The organism is Holdemania filiformis, assembly GCF_003459085.1.
Lineage (GTDB): Bacteria > Bacillota_I > Bacilli_A > Erysipelotrichales > Erysipelotrichaceae > Holdemania > Holdemania filiformis.
Genome location: NZ_QRUP01000008.1, coordinates 1 through 17900 on the forward strand (window position 1 = coordinate 1; position 17900 = coordinate 17900).

At 49.5% G+C, this 17900-nt stretch carries 15 protein-coding genes and 1 riboswitch; of the genes, 12 read left to right on the plus strand and 3 right to left on the minus strand.

Translation table 11 applies throughout. The features are described 5' to 3' along the window. Window positions 1-33: 33 nt before the first annotated feature. Both DWY25_RS07680 and DWY25_RS07685 read right to left on the minus strand, forming a co-directional pair. The gene (locus DWY25_RS07680; RefSeq protein WP_117894750.1) at window positions 34-561 is read right to left on the minus strand and encodes an LIM domain-containing protein; all 528 of its coding nucleotides are present in this window, start codon (window positions 559-561) and stop codon (window positions 34-36) included. Between the two features lie 173 nt (window positions 562-734). Further along, the gene (locus tag DWY25_RS07685) at window positions 735-1250 is read right to left on the minus strand and encodes a hypothetical protein (protein WP_117894751.1); all 516 of its coding nucleotides are present in this window, start codon (window positions 1248-1250) and stop codon (window positions 735-737) included. A 224-nt stretch (window positions 1251-1474) separates the two neighbouring features. Here DWY25_RS07685 and DWY25_RS07690 point away from each other — a divergent pair, with 224 nt between their 5' ends. From DWY25_RS07690 to DWY25_RS07715, 6 genes are all read left to right on the plus strand, one after another. Further along, window positions 1475-2719 carry a CobW family GTP-binding protein gene (locus DWY25_RS07690; protein WP_117894752.1) on the plus strand — a complete coding sequence of 415 codons (1245 nt, stop codon included), beginning with the start codon at window positions 1475-1477 and terminating at the stop codon, window positions 2717-2719. A 3-nt stretch (window positions 2720-2722) separates the two neighbouring features. Beyond that, window positions 2723-3661: a TIGR03943 family putative permease subunit gene (locus DWY25_RS07695; protein WP_006061057.1), complete on the plus strand. Its 939-nt coding sequence runs from the start codon at window positions 2723-2725 to the stop codon at window positions 3659-3661. Window positions 3662-3888: 227 nt separating this feature from the next. Further along, window positions 3889-4398, plus strand: a complete 510-nt coding sequence (locus tag DWY25_RS07700) for a methylated-DNA--[protein]-cysteine S-methyltransferase (RefSeq protein WP_181981746.1) — start codon at window positions 3889-3891, stop codon at window positions 4396-4398. A 42-nt stretch (window positions 4399-4440) separates the two neighbouring features. Next, window positions 4441-4941: a GNAT family N-acetyltransferase gene (locus tag DWY25_RS07705; protein ID WP_117894753.1), complete on the plus strand. Its 501-nt coding sequence runs from the start codon at window positions 4441-4443 to the stop codon at window positions 4939-4941. 125 nt (window positions 4942-5066) lie between these two features. Beyond that, window positions 5067-5897, plus strand: coding sequence for an undecaprenyl-diphosphate phosphatase (locus DWY25_RS07710; RefSeq protein ID WP_117894856.1), 831 nt, complete (start codon window positions 5067-5069; stop codon window positions 5895-5897). A gap of 76 nt (window positions 5898-5973) precedes the next feature. Further along, the gene (locus DWY25_RS07715) at window positions 5974-7176 is read left to right on the plus strand and encodes a cytochrome c biogenesis protein/redoxin (protein ID WP_117894754.1); all 1203 of its coding nucleotides are present in this window, start codon (window positions 5974-5976) and stop codon (window positions 7174-7176) included. Window positions 7177-7838: 662 nt separating this feature from the next. Here the strand turns inward: DWY25_RS07715 and DWY25_RS07720 are convergent. Then, on the minus strand, window positions 7839-8624 hold the full coding sequence (locus tag DWY25_RS07720) for a copper homeostasis protein CutC (RefSeq protein ID WP_117894755.1): 786 nt from the start codon (window positions 8622-8624) through the stop codon (window positions 7839-7841). A gap of 230 nt (window positions 8625-8854) precedes the next feature. After that, window positions 8855-8955, plus strand: a riboswitch (purine riboswitch). A gap of 62 nt (window positions 8956-9017) precedes the next feature. On the opposite strand from DWY25_RS07720, the gene DWY25_RS07725 reads away from it, so the two are divergent. The 6 genes from DWY25_RS07725 (at window position 9018) to DWY25_RS07750 (ending at window position 17700) form a co-directional block, all read left to right on the plus strand. After that, the gene (locus DWY25_RS07725) at window positions 9018-10331 is read left to right on the plus strand and encodes an NCS2 family permease (RefSeq protein WP_006061049.1); all 1314 of its coding nucleotides are present in this window, start codon (window positions 9018-9020) and stop codon (window positions 10329-10331) included. 122 nt (window positions 10332-10453) lie between these two features. Continuing rightward, window positions 10454-11995, plus strand: coding sequence for a glutamine-hydrolyzing GMP synthase (gene guaA, locus DWY25_RS07730; protein ID WP_117894756.1), 1542 nt, complete (start codon window positions 10454-10456; stop codon window positions 11993-11995). Window positions 11996-12251: 256 nt separating this feature from the next. Beyond that, window positions 12252-14804, plus strand: a complete 2553-nt coding sequence (locus DWY25_RS07735) for an excinuclease ABC subunit UvrA (RefSeq protein ID WP_117894757.1) — start codon at window positions 12252-12254, stop codon at window positions 14802-14804. Between the two features lie 190 nt (window positions 14805-14994). After that, window positions 14995-16155 (plus strand): DUF349 domain-containing protein, encoded by a 1161-nt coding sequence (locus DWY25_RS07740; RefSeq protein ID WP_006061043.1) that lies wholly within the window; start codon window positions 14995-14997, stop codon window positions 16153-16155. A 216-nt stretch (window positions 16156-16371) separates the two neighbouring features. After that, a complete protein-coding gene (locus DWY25_RS07745; RefSeq protein ID WP_117894758.1) occupies window positions 16372-16854 on the plus strand; it encodes a pyridoxamine 5'-phosphate oxidase family protein in 483 nt (160 codons plus the stop codon). A 60-nt stretch (window positions 16855-16914) separates the two neighbouring features. Then, window positions 16915-17700, plus strand: coding sequence for a MerR family transcriptional regulator (locus tag DWY25_RS07750; RefSeq protein ID WP_117894759.1), 786 nt, complete (start codon window positions 16915-16917; stop codon window positions 17698-17700). Window positions 17701-17900 lie beyond the last annotated feature (200 nt).

The window sequence follows — 17900 nt, forward strand, 5'->3', positions numbered from 1 at the left end:
GAAGTTACGCATTTTTTTATTTTTTCCTATCCCTTATCTGTCACAGCCTCTTTCATTGCGTATAGCCAAGCGAACTTTAATCACGGTCAGCGCGAGGAATGCGGCGATCAGGATAAAGAAGAAGGGGATAAATTCCGGCTGCGTACCAAACATGAACGCGACGAGCATAAACAGAATGAACTGAGTTTTCAGACGTTTGCGCACGGTATTGACGTCTTCCTGAATGACTTTGTTTTTGATGTCCGGCTTGAAATAAGCTCTTTCATACAACATCGCGCTGCCATACTTCATCGCGAAATAGGCGGCGACAAACAAACCGACGGCCAGGATCAGAATCCAGGCCTGCATCTTCCAGTTCAATAAGAAGAAAATCAGAACCAGCACGATCGAATACAGTACAGCGCTGAAGCAGAAATAGATCAACAGATCGGCTTCGCTGATATACCGCTTTTGTTGATGATGACAATGCGGACAGACGACGCGGCCCGGTTCGAATTGTTCAAAGAGGGAATTGACCTGAGCGGTAATCGGCTTCCCGCAGCTTTCACAGTTAACTTTCATGGATATCACCTTATTTTATTGTACCATATTCTAAAGCCTGAATATAGCGTTATTTCACGCCGCAAGGCAGCGGAGCGGCGACAAATGATCGGGAACATTCCCGCTGGAAAACAGAATCAACGCAAGCACAGCGTCATTGAGCAGTTTTGGTTCCGGCAGTTTCCGGCCTGGTATTATTTTGACGGCATCGCTCTATGCAGGAAAAGCATAAGCAGATGGAAGGCCGTATAAATCAGACAGCTGACTAAAACAACGATGACCGACGACAGGGTGTGAAAGTAAACGAACGAGAACACCAGCGCACAGATGCCAATCAGCCGCATAAAATTGAAACGATGTTGATTCTTGAGCTGTTCCTGCGGGGAGTACGGTCGGGCTACGACAGGTGGGAAACAGTAAAGCAGAAATTGAAATTGATTCAGAACCAGAATACCGCCGCCCAATAGCAGAAGGTTTACGAAAGCCCGCAGTTCAGATTGAATCTGAGCGAAAACAGGCAGAAGCAAAATCAACCCCAGCATGCAGGACAGCGTTGTGAGCTGATCGATCAGGAAATCAGCCGGCGTCAGGCTCCGCGATTGAAAAGCATGGCAGTCGGGACATTCCAGCGGTCCGGCGTCATAGCGCGCAAAGGCGGAGCGCACAGTTTTAGTGAGATCGCCGCCGCAGTGTTCGCATCGGATTTTCACTATTGCATCCCTCCTTGATTTGAATTAAGTATAGCACAGACGAATGGAGAACGGAATTTTGGTCAACAATCGAAACTGAACAGGCAGAAGCCTGTCATTTCCAAACGGAAAGTGCTAAAATAAGGAACACAGACCAGGCCGGAGAGGAATCTGGAAAAGGAAAACTCCGGCGGAATCAGAAATCAAGATCTGCGGATAAAAACAGAAGGAAAGAAGGATGAATCATGACACAAATTGATATTATTTCAGGATTTCTCGGTGCAGGAAAAACAACGTTGATCAAAAAATTGTTGCAGGAAGGTTTTCCAAAAGAGAAAACGGTGCTGATTGAGAATGAATTTGGCGAGATTGGAATCGATGGAGGGTTCTTAAAGGAAGCCGGCGTGGAGATCAAGGAAATGAATTCCGGATGCATCTGCTGCAGTCTGGTCGGCGACTTTGCGGAGGCCTTGAAAAAATGCGCGGAACAATTTCAGCCGGATCGGATTATTATTGAACCATCCGGCGTGGGCAAACTGTCGGATGTCATCGGCGCTGTTCAGGGAGTTCAGGCTGAAACCGGGATGGAACTGCACAGCTTTACCACAGTTGCGGATGCGACGAAATGCAAGCTGTATATGAAGAATTTCGGTGAGTTTTTCAACAACCAGATCGAACATGCCAACACGATCGTTTTAAGCCGGACACAGAAATTAAGCGAAGAAAAGCTGGCGGAATGCCTGGCGCTGATCCGGGAAAAGAACCCGAAGGCGGTCGTTATTACGACCCCATGGGATGCGGTCAGCGGCGCGCAGATTCTGGAAGCGATGGAACAGAAGGAACTGATGGAGCAGCTGATGAAGGAAGATGATTGTCTGCCGCATCACCATGACCATGATGAGGAATGTGAGTGCGGCCATCACCACGACCATAATGAGGAATGCGAATGCGGCCATCATCACGACCATGATGAAGAATGCGAGTGCGGCCATCACCACGACCATGATGAAGAATGCGAATGCGGCCATCATCACGATCACGATGAAGAATGCGAGTGCGGCCATCACCATGACCAGGATGAAGAATGTGAATGCGGTCATCACCACGATCATGATGAGGAATGTGAATGCGGTCATCACCACGACCATGATGAGGAATGCGAGTGCGGCCATCATCACCATCACCACCATCATCACGGACATGATGCGGACGAGGTCTTTACCAGCTGGAGCGTTCAGACAGCGCATGTCTATACAGAGGACGAGCTGCGCCAGACGTTGAATCAAATTGCTGAGGGCTCGGTAACCGGCACGGTTCTGCGCGCAAAGGGAATTGTTCCCTGCACGGATGGAACCTGGCTGCATTTTGATCTGGTTCCTGGCGAATGCGAAATCCGCCGGGGGGCGGCCGCCGTTGCCGGAATGCTGTGCGTTATCGGTTCGCAGCTTGACGAAACTCAGCTGGCCGGGCTGTTTCATGTAAAGGGGTAAGTTATGGACGTTCCTGTATATTTATTTACCGGATTTTTGGAGAGTGGCAAATCGTCGATGATGAAGGAAACGCTGTCCGATCCGGAATTCAACGATGGCTCGAAAACTCTGATCCTGGCGTGCGAACAAGGCGAAGTAGAGTTTGATCAAAAGTTTTTAAAACAAACTCATTCCGTTCTTGTAACAGTGGAGGACAAGGAAGAACTGACGGCGGATTATCTGGAAAAGCTGGAGCAGGAATACCGGCCAAAGCAGGTGTTCATCGAGTTTAACGGCATGTGGAGCGTGACCGAATTTCTCGACATGGAATTTCCCATCAACTGGATGTTAGTACAGATCATTTCCACGGTCGATGCGCAGACGTTTATGATGTACGTCAATAATATGCGGTCTTTGATGTATGATCAGCTGGTGCATTCCGAGATGATTCTGATCAACCGCTGTGATTCCAACACGAAGAAATCATTTCTGCGAAGCAATATCAAAGCGATCAACAAAGGTGCCCAGATCATCTATGAATCCGTTGACGGCGGAATCAACGACCTGCCGGAGGATGATCTCCCCTTTGATCTCAATGCCGCGGTGATCGACATTCAGGACGATGATTATGGCCTGTGGTATATGGACGCCTTAGATCATCCATATAAATACGATGGCAAGGTTGTGCGGTTTAAGGGCAAAGTCGTTCATGTGGAAAACGATAAGCGTTCGTTTGTCATGGGACGTTACGCGATGGTCTGCTGCGCGGAGGATACCTCGTTGATCGGCTATCTGTGCAAGTGCGCCAAGCCGGTTCAGCTGGTGCTCAATGAATGGATTGTCATCACCGCTCGAATTGAAGTGGAATATGATGAGGAATATCAGCGGAATCTGGTCGTTCCGCATGTTCAGTCGCTGCAGCCGACAGAGGAATTAAAAGACGACCTGGTTTATTTCAGCTAAGAGATGATTTATCGACGTCCGGGGACTCATGGTTTCCAGACGTCTTTTTCTGAGTTTACTCTAAAATCCGATTTCGGCCTGAGAAATCCCAATGCCGCGCACAAGGCTTTTCTTTTGGACGTTGCTAGAGTAAAATAAAAGCAGTGAAATCCGCTGGTCTTTCAACATCGTCGTTTTGTTTGGAATCTCTGCGGAAGGAAGTCACTTAAAAATGAGGGAGGAACCGTATGCGCGCTTGTTTTTACCGCCGGACGACGCTGGGAATGATCCGGATTGAAGAACGGGATGAACGAATAGTAAGAGTTGATTTTGAACAGGAATTCCCGGAAGACGAGGAATGTGAAGTCGCGGAAACCGCTTGTTTGTGGCAGGCGTTTACGCAGCTGCAGGAATATCTGGAAGGAAAACGGCAGACATTTGAGCTGATACTGCATCCGGAAGGAACCGAGTTTCAGAAAGCAGCCTGGCAGGCCCTTATGGAAATTCCCTATGGGGAAACCCGTACTTATAAGCAGCAGGCGGAAAGCATTGGCAAACCGAAGGCGCTGCGGGCGATCGGCATGGCGAATCATCGCAATCCCATTCCGATTTTCATCCCCTGCCACCGGGTGATCGGCGCGGATGGTTCGCTGACAGGGTACGGCGGAGGGCTGCAGATCAAACGGACGTTATTGGATTTGGAACGGCGGACGCTGGAAAAACAGCGGGAAACCGAGCTGCAGAAAGCGGCGCAGTAACCGCCCTCAACGGTGGAAATACAGAAAGAAAGAGGAAAGATCATGGAAGCTTTTGAATTATTGGATGCCGATGAGGCGTTATTGCGACAGATCGCCAAGCTGGCGGAAACGATCTGGCATGAACATTATGAGCCGATCCTGGGAGTGGATCAGGTGAATTATATGGTAGAGCATTTCCAATCGCTGCCCGCGATGAAAGATCAGATCGCCAACCAGGGGTATCGCTACCGCGGTGTTTTCCATCAAGGTAAACTTTGCGGTTATGTCGCAACCGCCGGACGGCCGGATTTCTTATTCTTAAGCAAGCTGTATCTGGCGGCCGAAGCCCGGGGACTGGGCCTGGCATCGCGGGTGCTGGCGGTTCTCAAGGAGGAAGCCAAAGCGGGAACCGGCCGGATTCAGCTGACTGTCAATCGCTTTAACGCCGATTCCATCGCGGTTTATCAAAAATGGGGATTCGTTACCCTCCGCGAAGAAAAAACGCCGATTGGCGGCGGTTACTTTATGGACGATTATATCATGGAGCTGGATTGCCGAAATTAAGACGGCCGGAGTCAAAAAAACTGGAAAAGCGTCGGAAAAGGTAGAGTCCGCCGTATTTCAATGGTATAATAACGAAGACTGTCTGCTAAGATGTTAGCAGTGAAGGAGTGAATTCCGTGAATCTGATGATAGAATTATTGAAGGCGATCGTGCTGGGCATAGTCCAGGGGATCACCGAATGGCTGCCGATCAGCAGCACCGGGCATATGATTCTGGTCAATGAGCTGATGCCGCTGACCGTACTGGCGGATGCGGCCGCCAATAAAGAATTCGTCGATATGTTTATGGTCGTCATCCAGTTTGGATCGATCCTGGCGGTTCTGCTGCTGTATTTCCACAAGCTGAATCCGTTTTCCCCGCGTAAGAACGCCTATGAAAAGCGCAGTACGATCGATCTGTGGCTGAAAGTCATCGTGGCGGTGGTGCCGGCCGGGATCATCGGCGTGTTGTTCGACGATCTGATCGACGCGTATTTCTACAATCCAATCACAGTGGCCGCCATGTTGATTCTCTACGGCGTAGCCTTTCTGATTATTGAGAACCGGCATCGCCGACCGAGCGTGACTTCTTTTGAAAAGATGAGCTACAAAACAGCGCTGGCAATCGGCGTTTTCCAGGTCCTGGCGCTGATCCCGGGAACATCCCGTTCCGGAGCAACGATTCTGGGTGCGGTTTTATTAGGCTGTTCGCGCGGTATCGCGGCGGAATTCTCGTTTTTCTTGGCAGTGCCGGTGATGTTCGGCGCCAGCTTATTGAAGCTGATCAAAATGAAGATCGCTTTCTCCCTGGCGACCGCTTCGGTGCTGATCGTCGGAATGGTTGTCGCGTTCATCGTTTCGGTGTTTGCGATTCGCTTCCTGATGGGCTATATCCGCAAACATGACTTCAAGGCGTTCGGCGTGTACCGGATTGTCTTGGGAATCTTGGTCTTAGCTTACTTTTTCTTACTGAAGTAAGGATTAAATAAGGGGGAAATGCTGCAAGACGGCATTTTCCTTTGTTTTATTTAGAGCAGAGGAAAGGATTTGATGTATGAATAATCAAGCATGGCTTGTGCTGACGGAGGGGTTCCTGTCGTTTTTCTCCCCCTGCGTTCTGCCGATTTTACCAGTTTATATGGCGTATCTGAGTCAGGATGCGCTGAAAAAGGATTTGACGGGCTGGCGGAAACGTCTGCATATCTTTGGGTTTACGCTGGCGTTTGTGCTCGGCATCTGTACGGTGTTCTTCATCGCGGCGATGTCGGCAAAGGGATTGAGCGGATGGCTGAATGAAAATCGTCTGTTGATCTCGCTTTTGGGTGGAATTCTGATCGTGTTCTTCGGGTTAGTGCAGTTGGGCTGGATTCAGATTCCGTTTTTAATGCGGGAGTTCCGGTTCACGCAGAAGCAGGCGGGCAAAGAAGCCGGCAGCCTGATCCAGGCGTATGCGATGGGCTTTTTGTTCAGCTTTGCCTGGACACCGTGCATCGGACCGATGCTTTCTTCGGTGCTGGTCGCTGCGGCGGCTTCCTCCAGCAGTACGCTGCTGATCTTCTGTTACGGCCTGGGCTTTGTCGTTCCGTTCCTGGTTTTAGGCCTGTTCACGGAAGAAGCGCTGAACTGGCTGCAGAAGAAAAAGAGCTGGCTGCCGAAAGCGATGAAGCTGGGAGGTATTTTATTGATTGTCATGGGATTGTGGATGAGTATTCCGGCGGTGGCGTCCATTTCTGAGCAGCTGCATCGGCAATCGGGAAATGCAGCGGCTTCGACGGACGGACCGCAGCCGACAACGACGCCGTCCGTGGATGAAAACGGACGCGAAGTGATCCCGGCCTATGATTTTACGCTGACAGACCAGTACGGCAATACCCATACGCTTTCGGACTATAAGGGGAAGATTGTCATGCTGCAATTCTTTGCCACCTGGTGCACTTATTGCAAAGCGGAGCTGCCTTCGGTGCAGGAACTGTATGAAGAACTGCCGGACGATCTGGTCATTCTGGTTGTGAATCAGCCGGGCGGAAGGGAAACGGATAAACAGGGGGTCATCGACTTCCTGGATAAAAACGGATATACGTTCCCGACGGTCTTTGATGAGGATGGACAGGTTAATTACAACTATGGCATCACCGGTCTGCCGACAACCTACCTGATCAACACGGAAGGCAATGTGTATGGCTACATGCCGGGGGCGATGGATAAGCAGACCATGCTTCAGATCATTGACATGGCACGCAACAATGAGGCTTATTAAGAAAAGTTTTATCAGTTTACAAATTTTATTAAATATAAATTCCACATAAGCATTGGAATGAAGACGGCACGCGATCTCTGAGGCTTTTGCAGAAGGCTGCGGATAAGCGAAAGAAAAGATAAATTTCACTGCGGTGAGGTTTATCTTTTTTCATTTCTGTCTTCTTTTTAAAGAACTGAGAAACGGGGTAAACGAAAATTGTGAGCGAACGACGTGAAAATAGGCCGGAACGATTCTGAGACAGGCGAACAAAGATACAAAATGAACAGAGCGCGAAGCGGGAGTGTTGTTGATTACAGGGCTTAAACGAAAAAGGAAAGCCAAAGCGGCAGAAAATAAAAAAAGTCGGAGCCACCGACTTTTCCAGGAATCAGGGCCTGTGAAAGGAAGCACAGAACCCACGGGTTAAGTAAAATGAAAGAGAGGAAAAAGAGGAAACTGTTCATAAGGTTATATTCATTTTACTTAGATCTAAACAGGAATTTGATCAGGACCATCAAGTTTCTGTTTATGGTTAGTAGTTTAAACTGATTAGTAATGATTGTCAAGATATTTTCATTGTCGGTTGTAAAAATTACATATTAAATGAAAATGGTTTCTTTTGCGTGGCTTAATCGTTAGGAATACCTTGTGTTGAGGATAATTATCGGGAGAGCTCAGAATCATCCTGGAAACAGGGTGACAAGTGTATCCGGATCGTCATCATCGAAGCCGCGGATTTGTTCCATGATCTTTTTCAAGTTCATTTCGCCAACCGCTAAATATTCCAGGCCGGAGCGATTGCCAGCGGTGTGATAATGGCCGGTAGATTCATCGATCAATGTATTCTTCGCCGTCAGATGGATTTGGCCGGTATGCGCAAGCTTGAGCACTTGCCGCGCGTTGTGTTCCCGGACACCGCCTCCGGGGAGAATCTGGATCTGATCGCCGTAGAGATCCTGTAAACGGCCTAATTCCTTGCATCCTTCAACAATATTGGGATAAACTGCGCCGCCGCTGGTCAGAACCCGCGTAATGCCGCAGCGGATCAGCGTCTTCAGCGAGTCCTCCATGTTCTTTGTGCTGTCATAAGCCTTATGGAAAATAGCTTCCTTTCCGCGGGCAGCTTTCACCATCTGACAGGTGCGTTCTTCGTTAATACTGCCATCTTCATTCAGAAAGCCGAAGACCAGGCCGTCAGCTCCATGTTCAATAAAGAGTTCGGCATCTTTCAGCATGGCCTGAAACTGTCTCTCAGTATAATCAAAGCCGGCGCCCCGCGGCCGGATCATGACGCAGATCGGCAAGCTGACCTGGCGTTTGGCTTCCAGGAATGTTCCCAACGACGGCGTCAGGCCGCCCAGTTCCAAGGCGTGGTTCAATTCAATTCGGTCAGCCCCCAGCTTTTCTGCCAGCAGGCAGTCGTCGACGCTGCCGCAGCAAACTTCAACCGTAATGTGTTTTTTCATAAAGATCTCCTTCCTTGAGATGGCGGACCTGCCATCTGTTTATGGTCTTCGATGATTCGTTTTCATTGTAGCCTGCCCCTTAGAAAAGTGCAATCAGAAGTGATGCCGGGGATGGCATTTCCCAATGAATTTCTGTTTCTTATAAATAAGGAATGGTTTCTGCCCTGATTTCCGTAGAAAATTGTTAAAACTCGTTAAAACACTGGTCACTGGCAGGAACCTCTGCTATAATGACAAACGTAAAAGTTCACCGTATATTCCTGGGGATTGGGCGCAGGAGTCTCTACATGGCGGCCGTAACCGTCATTCTACGATGGAAGCCTTTCTTCATGCTTCTGTCTTCAGGAAGCTTTTTCTTTTACGGCGAAGCTTTTTTAGAAAGTAAGGGGAATTATGTTAGAAAAGTTATTTAAGCTGTCTTCTCACAAAACGACGGTCAAAACGGAAATTTTGGCTGGCCTGACCACCTTCTTAGCTATGGCGTATATCCTGGCGGTCAATCCGGGGATGCTGGGGGCCACGGGTATGCCGGTGCAGTCCGTCTTCCTGGCAACGGCGATTGCGTCAGGGATCGCATCCATCCTGATGGGCGTGCTGGCGAACTATCCAGTTTCCTTGGCTCCGGGTATGGGCGTCAACGCGTTCTTCACCTACACCGTCTGTATGCAGTTCGGCTACAGCTGGCAGGCGGCTTTGGCAGCGGTCTTTGTTTCCGGAATTATCTTCATCGTTATTTCGGTTACCGGTTTGCGTAAAATGATCATCAACGCGATCCCGCAGCAGCTGAAGCTGGCGATCGGCGCGGGCATCGGCTTCTTCATCGCGTTCATCGGTTTGAAAAATGCCGGCATCATCGTTGCGAATGAATCGACATTCGTCGCTTTGGGGAAATTGACGGATCCGGTCGTTTTGCTTGCGATCTTCGGTCTGGCGCTGACGCTGATCCTGTTGGCGAAAAAAGTCACGGCAGCCGTGTTCTGGGGCTTGATCGGCACCGCAGTGGTCGGGGTCATTGCGGGTCTGTGCGGAGTAGCGAATATGCCGCAGCTGCCGACGGCGATCATGCAGTTCAACTTTGAAATGCCGACGCTGGGCGCGTTTATGAGCGGCTTCGGCGAATTGTTTGCGCATAAGGATTTCATCGTCGTTATTTTCTCTTTCCTGTTCGTCGACTTCTTTGATACAGCGGGAACGCTGGTTGCGGTGGCAAACCGGGCAGGCTTGGTGAATGAAAAAGGCGAACTGGAAAATATTGAAAAAGCGCTGTTGTCGGACTCGGTCGGTACCTGCGTGGGCGCGGTATTAGGCACCTCGACCGTAACCTCGTTTGTAGAATCGACTTCAGGCGTTGAAGTCGGCGGACGGACAGGCTTAACGGCAGTGACGACCGGCGTTCTGTTCTTGTTGTCGATCGTCTTCTTCCCGCTGCTTTCTGTCGTAACCAGCGCGGTTACGGCGCCGGCTCTGATCGTCGTCGGAATTCTGATGGCGCAGCAGCTGGGCGGCATCGAATGGGATAACTTCATCTTTGCTTCGACGGGTTTCATGGCGATCATCATGATGATTCTGTGCTACTCCATTTCCGACGGCATTGCGTTAGGGTTTATCACCTATGGGGCGGTAATGCTGGGCAGCGGTAAGGCGAAGGAAGTCCGGCCGATTATCTGGATACTGGATATCGTCTTTATCCTGTATTTCATCATCTGATTCATCCATCATTTTCTGTGGTAATCCGCAACTTTCGATGGTAAAATAAACGTGGAAAAAGTGAATTAGAATACTCGTTATTTTAATTCACTTTTCAATTTCAAAACGAAGGAGGCAAAACGATGGCTGATAAGATTATCGTTCTTGATTTCGGCAGTCAATATAACCAGCTGATCGCCCGGCGGATCCGGGAATTCGGCGTCTACAGCGAGCTGCATCCCAACACGATGACTCTGGCGGAAATCCAGGCCCTGGGTGAGGTAAAGGGGATTATTTTCAGCGGGGGACCGAACAGCGTCTATGATGAGAACGCGTTCAAGTGTGATCCGGCAATTTTCACGAGCGGTCTGCCGATCCTGGGGATCTGTTACGGCATGCAGATGACGCATTTCATGAACGGCGGCGATGTGCGGTCGTGCGACAGTAAGGAATATGGCAGGACAGAGATTGAGATTGAAACGGATTCCCTGTTGTTCAAGGGGCTGCCGAAAAAGCAGACTGTCTGGATGAGCCATGGCGATCAGGTGTCCAGGCTGGCTCCGGGGTTTGTGAAGGACGCGTCCAGCTCTACTTGTGAATTTGCTTCGACGAGCAATCCGGAAAAGCGGATTTATACAGTTCAGTTCCATCCGGAAGTGCGGCATAGTGAATTTGGCAACGAAATGTTGAAGAATTTCGTTTTCGAGATCTGTCATGCGGAGAAGAACTGGTCGATGCACAATTACATCGACATGCAGATTGAAAAGATTCGCGCTCAGGTCGGTACGGATAAAGTGCTGCTGGCATTGTCCGGCGGGGTGGATTCCTCGGTTGTAGCGGCGTTGCTGCACAAGGCGATCGGACCGCAGCTGTACTGCATGTTCATCGATCATGGTCTGCTTCGCAAAGGGGAAGCGGAGAGCGTCATGGAAACGTTCGGCCGGAATATGAAGCTGAATCTGACGAAGATTGACGCGTCGAAGAAATTCCTGGATAAGCTCAAGGGGGTATCGGATCCGGAACAGAAGCGGAAAATCATTGGCAATGAGTTCGTTTATACGTTCGATGAAGAAGTCAAGAAGCTGGCAGAGGGCGAGAATATCCACTGGCTGGCCCAGGGCACGCTGTATACGGACGTGATCGAAAGCGGAACTCAGACCGCCCAGACGATCAAATCGCATCACAATGTCGGCGGCCTGCCGGAGGATATGCAGTTTCAGCTGATTGAACCGCTGAACACGTTGTTTAAGGATGAAGTGCGGCAGTTAGGCAAAGAGCTGGGCTTGCCGGATGAAATGGTGTGGCGGCAGCCGTTCCCGGGTCCAGGATTGGGAATCCGGGTTTTAGGCGAAATTACTGAAGAAAAGTTAATGATGGTCCGCGAATCGGATGCGATTTTGCGCGAGGAAATTGCGAAGGCCGGTCTGGAACGCGACATCTGGCAGTATTTCACCGCATTGACAAATATGAAGTCGGTTGGCGTCATGGGCGATCAGCGGACGTATGATTACGCAGTGGCCATCCGGGCGGTGACTTCGATCGACGGGATGACGGCGGATTGGGCACACATTCCGTTTGAAGTGCTGAGCGTCATTTCCAGCCGGATTGTTAACGAAGTACCGCATGTCAACCGCGTGCTGCTGGACATCACGTCCAAGCCGCCGGGAACGATTGAATTCGAGTAAAAAGAATAGGATCAAGGATTCAGAGGTGTCCTTAAATGGACACCTTTTTCTATACTTTGTAACGAGAATTGATGGTTTTAATCACGTGAATTTATGATTTGTTGATATACTCTATAACCACGTTGTCTTTGTTCTCATTATTAACGATGACCCTTTTGTAAAATAAAGAATCAATAAATATTTTAATTCCTGGGAATTTCAGATAAAATGGGCAGTAGACGACCTATTGTCAGTAACAGAAAAAGAGGCAGATAAAATGGAACAGAAAGTAGCCTATTCGGAACAGGCGGTCAGTGTTGAACCCGATTCACTACCCAAGACGATTCAGGTGCGCGGAGCGCGTGTCCATAATTTAAAAAATATTGATGTTGATATTCCTCTGAATCAAATTGTCGGGATAGCGGGCGTGTCCGGCTCCGGCAAATCCTCATTAGCCCTGGGTGTCTTGTATGCGGAAGGTTCGCGCCGTTATCTTGATGCTCTATCAACTTATACACGCAGGCGGATGACGCAGGCGGCCAAGGCGCAGGTGGATGAAGTGCTCTATGTTCCTGCCGCGCTGGCTCTGCATCAACGCCCAGCGGTTCCGGGAATCCGCAGTACCTTTGGCACAGGAACTGAGCTTTTAAACAGCCTGCGTCTGATGTTTTCCCGGCTTGCCCATCATCGTTGTCCTAATGAACATCGCTGTTTGCCGTCGTTAGCGGTTGCGGCAGGACAGGAATTGATTTGTCCGGCGTGCGGGGAACATTTCTTCGCCCCTTCCGCAGAGGAACTGGCCTTCAATAGTCAGGGAGCCTGCTGGCGCTGCGGCGGTACTGGAATTGTCCGAACAGTCGACATGTCAACACTGGTTCCCGACGAATCGCTGACGATTGACGAAGGCGCGGTGGCGCCTTGGAATACTTTGATGTGGTCGCTGATGACGGATGTCTGCCGGGCGATGGGCGTCCGGACCGATGTTCCTTTCGCTGAACTGACGGCGCAGGAACGGGAGATTGTTTTTCACGGCCCGGCGGAAAAGAAACATATTTTCTACAAAGCCAAAAATACGAATCAGGCCGGAGAGATCGACTTTACTTATTTTAACGCTGTTTATACCGTAGAAAACGCGCTGAATAAGGTCAAAGATGAAAAGGGCATGAAACGGGTAGAGAAATTTTTGAAGCAGGATGTATGCCCGGATTGCGGAGGTTCCCGGCTTTCCGCAGCGGCCCGCCTGCCGAAGCTGCGCGGGATTTCGCTGGATGAAGCTTGCCGGATGACGCTATCTCAGCTGACAGTGTGGGTTCAAGGCGTTCCGGAATCGTTGCCGGAAGAAATGCGGCCAATGGCCTCCGCGATCTGTGAATCGTTTCAGACTGTAGCGAAACGGCTGATGGATTTGGGACTGGGTTATCTGACCTTGGATCGGGCGGCATCTACGCTGTCGACCGGTGAACGGCAGCGGATGCAGCTGGCCCGGGCTGTGCGCAACCGCACAACCGGCGTGCTGTATGTCCTGGATGAACCTTCAATCGGACTGCATCCTTCCAACATCGTAGGCTTAACCGGTGTGATGCATGATTTAATCAAAGATGGAAATTCAGTTGTGCTTGTTGATCATGACACGCAGATTTTGAAGGAAGCTGATTGGATTGTGGAAATGGGACCCGAAGCAGGAGCGGATGGCGGGCAGGTGATCGCCGAAGGAAATTTGGAAGAAATTGAAGGCAATCCGCATTCTCAGATCGGCCCCTTCTTAGCGGAAACGGCTGCGGTTAAAGTACGCCGGCGGATACCTTCGGATGATGTGTTCAAGCTGGGAAAAATCCATCTTTCCACTGCCGCGCTGCATACTGTAAAGCCGCTGGAAGTGGATATCCCGAAGGGCCGGCTGACGGTTGTGGCCGGAGTATCGGGATCTGGCAAGACCACGTTGATTCTGGAAAGCTTGATTCCGGGACTGGAAGCGGCGATCCAGGGGAAACCGCTGCCGGAGCCTGTACGCGCGCTGGAGGCTGAGCATATCAGCCAGGTCAAGCTGATCGACGCGACGCCGATCGGCATCAACGTTCGCTCCACGGTCGCTACCTATGCCAATATCCATGATGAATTGCGGAAGGTATACGCGCGGACGCCGCAGGCAAAAACACTTCATTATTCCGCCGGTGATTTTTCTTACAATACAGGCAAACTGCGCTGTCCGACCTGCGATGGGACGGGCACGATCAGCCTGGACGTCCAATTTTTGCCGGATGTGGAAATTCCCTGTCCGGATTGCCGGGGTTCCAGGTACGCTAAAGCGGCGGAATTCATTCGCCGGGGCAAGAATAGGGAACAAGACTATTCGCTGCCGGAACTGATGGCGATGGATGTGAAGCAAGCACTGACGGCCTGCGGAGATTTAAAAACAGTCAGTCAGCGGCTTCAGACCTTGCAGGATCTGGGCTTGGGGTATCTGACTTTAGGCGAAGCGACGCCGAGCTTGTCCGGCGGGGAAGCGCAGCGCTTAAAGCTGGCTTCGGAAATGGGCCGGCAGCAGGAAAACGCGGTCTTTGTGTTCGATGAACCAACGATCGGACTTCATCCCTTGGATGTCCGTACTTTGCTTAGGATCTTGGATCGGTTAGTCGAAAAAGGCGCGACTGTGATTGTCATTGAACATGATCTGGATGTGATCGCCAACGCTGATTATCTGATTGATATGGGACCAGGCGGGGGCGAAGACGGCGGCCGGATTGTGGCGGTCGGAACTCCGGAGTCTGTTGCGGCTGATCCGCAAAGCGTGACCGGTCAATTTCTGGCAAAACAGAAATTAGGAAAATAACGCTTTTCCATAAGCAGTGTAAGACCAGGAAACAAAACGGAGGTGTTTGGTTTAGATCGCTGTCCTTCTTTTTGGAAGAACTTCTGTAACTTCCGGTCAGAACCGATATCATTTTTGTCTCATTTAATGGTATAATAAACCCATGAACGCAATTTGAAGTCATAGAGCTTGTAATGGAGGGTGAACAACGATGGCCATGGACGACATGAATGAAGTACGGGATTTTGATGAGGACATCAAAGACCGAAAAGCACTGATTGAAGAAGCGAAACAGCTCGATCTTTCAAAGAATTGGAGCGAAATTGCTTCGGCAGTCATGAATTTAAAGAAAAGATGGAAGCGGATTTCCTATTGGGAATCGGCATACGAGGATGAACTGGCAGACGAATTCGAAAAGATGATCGACGCTTTTTATGCCAAACGCAACGAAGGGTTCCAGAGCATCCAGAAGGCTAAAGAAGAGCTGATTGAACGGGCTCAGGTTTTAGCGAAGTCGGAAAACTGGAATCAGGCGACCGAGGAAATGAACGAACTGATGCGCCAGTGGAAAGCGGTTGGCTCCGCAGGAAAAGAGACCGACGATCAGCTGTGGGAGTCGTTCAACGAAGCGCGCAACGCGTTCTTTGACCGCAAACGTCAGAATTGGGAAGAACGGAAAGCGAAATCCGTGAACGCTCAGCAGGTAAAAAAAGAGTTGATCAAGAAAGCGGAAGCGCTGGCGGATTCGGAAGAATGGCAGAAGACCAGCGATCAGCTCAGAAAGTTGATGGAGGAATGGAAAAACGCCGGCTTCGCAGGGAAAGAAGTTGACGATCAGCTGTGGAATGAATTTAACGAAGCGCGTCAGAAATTCTATGACCGCCGCAGTGCGGCTTATGCGCAGATTCATGAGCGTCAGCAGCAGATTGCCGAGAAGAAAAAAGAACTGATCGAGCAGGCGGCCGCGATCGTTGCGCAGAAAGAATACAACCGCGAGAATACCGAGAAGATGAAGCAGCTGAACGTGCTGTGGAAAGAGGCGGGATCGTGCGGCAAGGAAAAAGAAGACGCTCTGTGGAAAGAATTCCGTTCCGCAGCGGATGATTATTTTTCCGGACTGAAGCAGTTTAATGAACAGCGGCATAACGACTGGATCAAACGGATGCAGGACGTGCGCAACCGGAAAATGGAACTGATCCAATCCCAGCAGCGGCAGCTGAAGTGGATGAAAAACGAATTACCGACCTTGTTGAGTCAGACAGCGGCGGATGAAATGGCCGAAGATATCAAAGATAAGGAAGAATTCATCCAGGAACTGGAAGCGGATCTGGCGGAGATTAACGAAAAGCTCGGCGTCGGCTCCAAAAAATAAAACAAGGGAAGGAAGCTCTTTCACAGGGGCTTTCTTTTATTTTGCGATGAATTCGGGAATGCGGGTCAATTGATGAACTGGAAAAGAACTTGACGAATTCCAGCGGCTTTTATACAGTAGAAGAAATAGAAATGGCCGGTTATTTCCATTCTGCTGAAACAGGGTTTGGCATCAGGCTTGGTTTCCAGTGGAACCGACCGCAAGAGGAGAAAAAAGATGAAAACAACAATGCGAAGAAAGAATCAAGCTTTATCCGAAGAAGAATGCGTCGCCGTGCTGCGGCGCGGAACTTCAGGCGTGCTGGCTGCCGCGGGTGAAGATGATTATCCCTATGCCGTACCGCTCAGTTATGTTTATTGCGATTTTAAGCTCTATTTTCATTGTGCCAAAGAAGGGCATAAGCTGGAAGCGATCGCCCGCAATCCCAAGGTGTCTTTCTGCGTTATTGATCAGGATCAGGTTGTTCCGGAAAAGTATACGACCTATTTTCGCAGTGTGATCGTTTTTGGAAAGGCCCGGATTCTGAATGAAGCTGGTGAGAAACGAGCGGCTTTGGAAAAATTGGCAGAACGCTATTCCCCAGAATATCCGGAAGGCCGCAAGGCAGAAATCGATCAATTATTGGACGTTGTGAACATGGTCGAAATTCAGATTGAAGCGATGACGGGTAAAGAAGCGAAGGAATTACGAACAAGATGATAAATTTTACTTTACTTTCACCTATTCTATAATGTTAAAGTGGAGTCAGGAGGAAGTAAAATGTTAACGATTCAAAAATTCGCTCAATTTTGTCACTGCACGACGCAGACATTGCGTTATTATGATCGGATTGATTTATTAAAGCCGCGGAAGTTTGTTGAAAGCAATCATTACCGGCTGTATGATCCGGAACAAGCCGTTGATTTTTTCCTGATTAAGGAACTTCAAAGAGTCGGCTTTTCAATTCGCGAGATTAAAGTGATTCTGCTTGAAAACGCACCGATTCCGGAGAAAATCAAAGAAAGAGTGCAGGATTATAAAGCGAAATTAGCTGAAATTGAACAGGACTTAGAAACATTTGAAGAACGGAAAATGAGTGTTGAAAATGAAATTCTGGCGTATGAACAAAAATCGCAGGTCAAGATTAAGATTTTTTATGAAGGAGAGAAACTGATCTTAAAAATGGGAGAACAGACGTATTCAATTCAGTTGGTTCAAAATGACTCACGATTTCCTGAACTGCTGCGGGGAGTGCTGGAACGTCCGCTGATCGGTCTGGATCAAGATGATTTCCGAAAGCTGACAGAACGGGTCTGGCAAATCGTAGCGGCGGCGGAATGTTGGGAGAACACGGCGGCGTTTACTGATCAGCTTCAGTCCGGCAGGCTGCGTCCGGATCAACAAGTGTTTCATTTTTTCTCAATGCCGAATGATGTCAGTATTTTTGATATTCATGATTGTCTTACGATCATGGCGGAAAAAGGGTATGATGCAGAAGAAAATTATTTTTACATCGGCCTATCAGCGGATGGCCTGCGGCATTATGCCTGCCTTGTTTCGCAGTAAACGGCAGGTCTTGCGGATCATGTCGTTGTTGGAAGATCAGATAAGAATGACCCGAGGGTGTTTGAAGTTCAACTGCAGGACAGATTTTAAAATGATATTCTAACTTCCGGGCAGTCCATTCTTTTTCGGGCAGGATTGTGCGAAAATCCAGTGTTGAACCCAAACGAGTAAAAATATTCGCAATGCTATTGTAAACGCTT

Excerpts from the sequence above, each read along its gene's own strand:
- DWY25_RS07740 (WP_006061043.1), top strand. The coding sequence starts at position 14,995 with ATGGCCATGGACGACATGAATGAAGTACGGGATTTTGATGAGGACATC.
- DWY25_RS07690 (WP_117894752.1), top strand. The coding sequence starts at position 1,475 with ATGACACAAATTGATATTATTTCAGGATTTCTCGGTGCAGGAAAAACA.
- DWY25_RS07695 (WP_006061057.1), top strand. The coding sequence starts at position 2,723 with ATGGACGTTCCTGTATATTTATTTACCGGATTTTTGGAGAGTGGCAAA.
- DWY25_RS07735 (WP_117894757.1), top strand. The coding sequence starts at position 12,252 with ATGGAACAGAAAGTAGCCTATTCGGAACAGGCGGTCAGTGTTGAACCC.
- DWY25_RS07750 (WP_117894759.1), top strand. The coding sequence starts at position 16,915 with ATGTTAACGATTCAAAAATTCGCTCAATTTTGTCACTGCACGACGCAG.
- DWY25_RS07700 (WP_181981746.1), top strand. The coding sequence starts at position 3,889 with ATGCGCGCTTGTTTTTACCGCCGGACGACGCTGGGAATGATCCGGATT.
- DWY25_RS07710 (WP_117894856.1), top strand. The coding sequence starts at position 5,067 with ATGATAGAATTATTGAAGGCGATCGTGCTGGGCATAGTCCAGGGGATC.
- guaA (WP_117894756.1), top strand. The coding sequence starts at position 10,454 with ATGGCTGATAAGATTATCGTTCTTGATTTCGGCAGTCAATATAACCAG.
- DWY25_RS07705 (WP_117894753.1), top strand. The coding sequence starts at position 4,441 with ATGGAAGCTTTTGAATTATTGGATGCCGATGAGGCGTTATTGCGACAG.
- DWY25_RS07745 (WP_117894758.1), top strand. The coding sequence starts at position 16,372 with ATGAAAACAACAATGCGAAGAAAGAATCAAGCTTTATCCGAAGAAGAA.
- DWY25_RS07725 (WP_006061049.1), top strand. The coding sequence starts at position 9,018 with ATGTTAGAAAAGTTATTTAAGCTGTCTTCTCACAAAACGACGGTCAAA.
- DWY25_RS07680 (WP_117894750.1), bottom strand. The coding sequence starts at position 561 with ATGAAAGTTAACTGTGAAAGCTGCGGGAAGCCGATTACCGCTCAGGTC.
- DWY25_RS07720 (WP_117894755.1), bottom strand. The coding sequence starts at position 8,624 with ATGAAAAAACACATTACGGTTGAAGTTTGCTGCGGCAGCGTCGACGAC.
- DWY25_RS07715 (WP_117894754.1), top strand. The coding sequence starts at position 5,974 with ATGAATAATCAAGCATGGCTTGTGCTGACGGAGGGGTTCCTGTCGTTT.